General features: G+C 40.7%; 2 protein-coding genes. Both read left to right on the plus strand.

The genetic code is table 11. The annotated features are described in order from the left end of the window. The first annotated feature begins 19 nt into the window (after window positions 1–19). Complete coding sequence (locus PX482_RS18400) at window positions 20–250, plus strand: hypothetical protein (protein WP_288026627.1); 231 nt, start codon at window positions 20–22, stop codon at window positions 248–250. Continuing rightward, window positions 180–1022, plus strand: a complete 843-nt coding sequence (locus PX482_RS18405; protein WP_230401060.1) for an IS4 family transposase — start codon at window positions 180–182, stop codon at window positions 1020–1022. Before PX482_RS18400 ends, PX482_RS18405 begins: the two co-directional genes overlap by 71 nt. The last annotated feature ends 282 nt before the right edge of the window (window positions 1023–1304 follow it).

Below are 1304 nucleotides of genomic sequence, written 5' to 3' on the forward strand. Positions count from 1 at the left end.
ACCCTTATAGAGAAAGGCATTGCTTCGATTTTGGCCAATTGTTTTCTATCTAGAGCGAACTAATCAATTAAGTCTCTTGCCAGATAAGGATTTAGTCGATTTATGCCCCCCTATCGAACCATACCAAGTCCCGAAGAGCCAGTGTTATTTGGATAGCCGATGGCTCAACCCTAGAGCAGCTGAGGAAAAGGCTGAAAGCTTCCGAGAAGGAATCTGGGAAATTGGCTGGAAGAATAATGATGATTGTTGAGGCATTTACGCAAGTACCTGTGACAGTATGGTCTCATAAAAATGAGAGATGTAACGATAAAGTATGGGCAGAACAATTAATAAATGAGCTACCTACATCAGGCTTGCTAGTCGTTGACCTAGGCTTTTTTAGTTTTCCGTGGTTTGACCAATTTACTAAGGAAGAAAAATATTTTCTTACCCGCATGAGGGGGAAAACATCTTACCAAATAAAGCAATTTTTGTCCGCAGGAAAACTTTACCGAGATGAGATTATTACCCTCGGTCAGTATCGCTCTAATCCTTGCCATTCGACCGTCAGATTAGTCTCAGTTCTTTGGGGAAATACTTGGTATGATTATTTGACAAACGTGCTTGATTCTGAACAACTATCCGCTGAGGAAGTTTGTGATTTGTATAGAAGAAGATGGCAGATAGAAGAAGCTTTTCTCTTAACTAAGCGACTCTTAGGACTGGCCTATTTATGGGTTGGACTCACTAACGGCGTACAAATCCAAATTCTCACTACCTTGATTTTCTATACTGTTCTCACTCAGATAGTTCAAGATGTGGCTGTAGCTCTCCATCAGCCGCAAGAAAAAATTTCTGTCGAGATGGTTTTTAGAAGCCTTTACTATGTAGCGAAGGCTTTCTCTCGGGGCGAAAACCCAGATGTAATCAGCTATTTAGCCGAACGCGCTCAACTTTTTGGACTGATTAAAGCTGAACGTCAGCGACATCGAGAGAAAGAGGCTCTCCATCGACAACTATGGGAACCTCTTCCCTTAAGTTGACACCAATGACCGCGTTCGCCAAAAAGGTACATTATCAAAGCGCAAGTCCCTAAGTGCAAGAGTGTCTATTCTAACTGAGAAGTTAATTTTGTCCTATTTAAGTAGGTAGTCGTTAAAAATTATCAGACACCCCCCTTATCAAGCTATCCATTAGTCGGATCTTTCTTAACAAAAAGAGAAGAAACTTAAAAAAAGGGGAAACGATTGATAGGTATAGTTTTGAAAGAAGGAATTAAGGTGGAGGTAAGCAAAAAAATGGAGAAATGGGCAGCCCAAGAATTA

Origin of the sequence: Microcystis sp. M53602_WE12, from assembly GCF_030065455.1 — a bacterium.
In the GTDB taxonomy this organism is placed as follows: domain Bacteria; phylum Cyanobacteriota; class Cyanobacteriia; order Cyanobacteriales; family Microcystaceae; genus Microcystis; species Microcystis aeruginosa.